Below are 2,466 nucleotides of genomic sequence, written 5' to 3' on the forward strand. Positions count from 1 at the left end.
TTCGGCAAACCGCCATCGAGCACAGCCACGTCGCGGTGCCCCATCAGCCGGAACAGCCACCACACGCGCGCTGCACTCAGAAGCCCAGCCCCATCGTAGACAACAATCTGATGCCCATCGCCCACGCCCATCGCCCGCATGCGCGACATGAATTTCTCTGGCGGGGGTGCCATATGCGGCAGATCCGACCGAGCATCACTGATTTCGTCGATGTCAAAAAAGCGGGCGCCCGGGATGTGGGCGGCCTCGTATTCAGCCCGCGCATCGCGGTCCGCATCCGGCAGATACCAAGACGCGTCAAGAACCCGCAGGTCGGGATCCTTGAGATGCGCAGCCAGCCAGTCGGTCGATACAAGTGTCTTTGGATCGTCTGACATGGGTGAGTCCCTCCGGGCGGTCAAAAACGCCTTTGACTAACGCCGGAGGGACCAGATTGGCAAGGCCTGCGCGTCAGCGGCCGAGTTGTTGGCGCAAAGCCCCGACGATCGCCAGAACCGCGCCACCGCCGATGCCGCCACCGGCCACTTGTTGCAGGATCCCCGCGAGGTCCATGCCGCCACTGGCGTCCCCACCCAGCATCGACAGGACCGTGCCACCGATTCCGCCGCCGACAATGCCGCTGAGCGAGTTGATGAATATACCTTGATTCAAGTTCTTGAGCATACCGCCCGCGACATTGCCACCGACCGCCCCGGAGATGAGGCCAATAAGGAGTTCCATGGTATTCCCTTCCTTGCGGGGGTCGTATTTAACCCGACCCGCCCCCCGTTGCGCACCGGCGGCACTGGGGTAGCGCAGTTTTGCAAGATCATCTCAGGGGAAAGTGGCGCCTGTTTTCCCATAACTGAACGGAAGCGTAGGGTTAGCCGCGTTCCTTCAGCAGACGCTGTTTCTGGCGGTTCCAGTCGCGCTTGGCAGACGTATCCCGTTTGTCGTGCAGCTTCTTGCCCTTGGCGATGCCGATCTTCAGCTTCGCGCGGCCCCTGTGATTGAAATAGAGCACGAGTGGCACCAGCGTCATCCCTTTGCGCTGAGTGGCGTTCCAGAGGTTCGACAGTTCCTTGCGGCTGACCAACAGCTTTCGGGGGCGGCGTTCTTCGTGTTTGAACGATTTGGCCTGATCGTAGGGCGCAATATAGCTGTTGATCAGCCACAGCTCGCCATTGTCCACATGGGCATAGCTTTCGGCGATGTTGGCCCCACCGGCGCGCAGCGATTTGACCTCGGACCCTTCCAGCACGATGCCGCATTCGAGGTCATCCTCGATTGCATAGTCAAAGCGGGCCCGCCGATTCTCGGCAGCCACCTTGTAGTTCGGGTCTGATTTACCTTGCGCCATGGGCGTTGGATGTAGGGGGTTGGCCGGGTGCAGGCAAGGGGCCTGTAGGAGTTCATGGAATCTTGGGATTTGCGCAGATAGTATCCTTATCGGGGAAAGAAACGGAGAATTGGTATGCGGGTCTGGATGGTGTTGGCGGCATTTGCCGCCTTGCTGGGCTGTGCCGAACCTGTGCCCTCTTCGGGCGTTGCACGGATTATTGCCACCGGTGACAGCATGTTGGCCTGGAATGCAGCATCGAGCCGCTCTGTGGTGGCGGTGTTGGAAAAGCGGCTAGGGGCCAATGTCGTCGACCGGTCGGTGGTTGGTGCGCGCTATCACTACGTGCTGCCTGTCAGCGGCAGCCTCGGGCTACGGATTGGCAGCCAGTACGCAAGCGGCTCTTGGGACTGGGCGATCATGAATGGTGGCGGCAACGATCTGTGGCTGGGCTGTGGATGCCGCAAGTGTGACGCCCAGCTGAACAGGTTGATCAGTGCGGACGGCACAAGTGGCACGGTCGTCGATAGCGTGCGCAAGGCGCGGGCCGATGGCGCGCGGGTGATCTTTGTCGGATATCTGCGCACACCGGGCCAACCATCGATGATCGATCACTGCCGCGACATAGGCGATGCCTATGAGGCGCGTCTGGAAAAAATGGCTGCACGTGACGCGGGCGTCACATTCGTGTCGATTGCCGATCTGGTTCCGCATGGCGATCTGAGCTTTCACGCAGCGGACCGGATTCACCCCTCACCGAAGGGCAGTGCGGCCATCGCGGATCGGATTGCGGCGGTGATACGGTAAGGCGCACGTTCCTGTGCGCCTATCGACGAGCAACGGTTGCCCGGTGCCCCGATTGTAAGGCGTACGTGTCGTACGCCCTCGAAAGTCACAACCCTATGAAAACGCCTGTTTCAGCGCTGGAATTCGCGACAGGATCAGCCAGTCGAGCAGCAGAACTACCAACAGCGTGACCCCGGCCATGGGAAAGGCCAGAGAAATGGCCAGCCCCACAAGCACGGCCCCTTGCCAGAGCGGCATGTCCCGCGGCAGCGCGGGTGCGGCAAGCCGCAGACCACCCGGGCGCCGCTTCCACCACATCACCACGCCCGACACACAGAGAAGCAGGACAGACAGGCAGATCA

At 61.2% G+C, this 2,466-nt stretch carries 4 protein-coding genes and 1 pseudogene; 1 reads left to right on the top strand and 4 read right to left on the bottom strand.

Annotated elements, in window-relative coordinates; all coding sequences use genetic code 11:
• The 3 genes from AC6RA8_RS10195 to smpB all read right to left on the bottom strand — a co-directional run.
• On the bottom strand, positions 1-377 hold a 377-nt coding region (locus AC6RA8_RS10195; protein WP_500352546.1), incomplete at its 3' end, for a rhodanese-like domain-containing protein.
• 73 nt (positions 378-450) lie between these two features.
• On the bottom strand, positions 451-720 hold the full coding sequence (locus AC6RA8_RS10200; protein WP_500352548.1) for a hypothetical protein: 270 nt from the start codon (positions 718-720) through the stop codon (positions 451-453).
• A gap of 142 nt (positions 721-862) precedes the next feature.
• Positions 863-1,339 (bottom strand): SsrA-binding protein SmpB, encoded by a 477-nt coding sequence (gene smpB / locus AC6RA8_RS10205; RefSeq protein ID WP_189370065.1) that lies wholly within the window; start codon positions 1,337-1,339, stop codon positions 863-865.
• Positions 1,340-1,453: 114 nt separating this feature from the next.
• On the opposite strand from smpB, the gene AC6RA8_RS10210 reads away from it, so the two are divergent.
• On the top strand, positions 1,454-2,125 hold the full coding sequence (locus tag AC6RA8_RS10210; RefSeq protein ID WP_500352550.1) for an SGNH/GDSL hydrolase family protein: 672 nt from the start codon (positions 1,454-1,456) through the stop codon (positions 2,123-2,125).
• 93 nt (positions 2,126-2,218) lie between these two features.
• Here AC6RA8_RS10210 and AC6RA8_RS10215 read toward each other — a convergent pair.
• Positions 2,219-2,466 (bottom strand): annotated as a pseudogene (locus AC6RA8_RS10215) (PepSY-associated TM helix domain-containing protein); the annotation flags it as partial.

The sequence above is a fragment of the Tateyamaria sp. genome, from assembly GCF_059783535.1.

Coding starts and splice junctions, on each gene's coding strand:
- AC6RA8_RS10210 (WP_500352550.1), top strand. CDS start 1,454: ATGCGGGTCTGGATGGTGTTGGCGGCATTTGCCGCCTTGCTGGGCTGT.
- smpB (WP_189370065.1), bottom strand. CDS start 1,339: ATGGCGCAAGGTAAATCAGACCCGAACTACAAGGTGGCTGCCGAGAAT.
- AC6RA8_RS10200 (WP_500352548.1), bottom strand. CDS start 720: ATGGAACTCCTTATTGGCCTCATCTCCGGGGCGGTCGGTGGCAATGTC.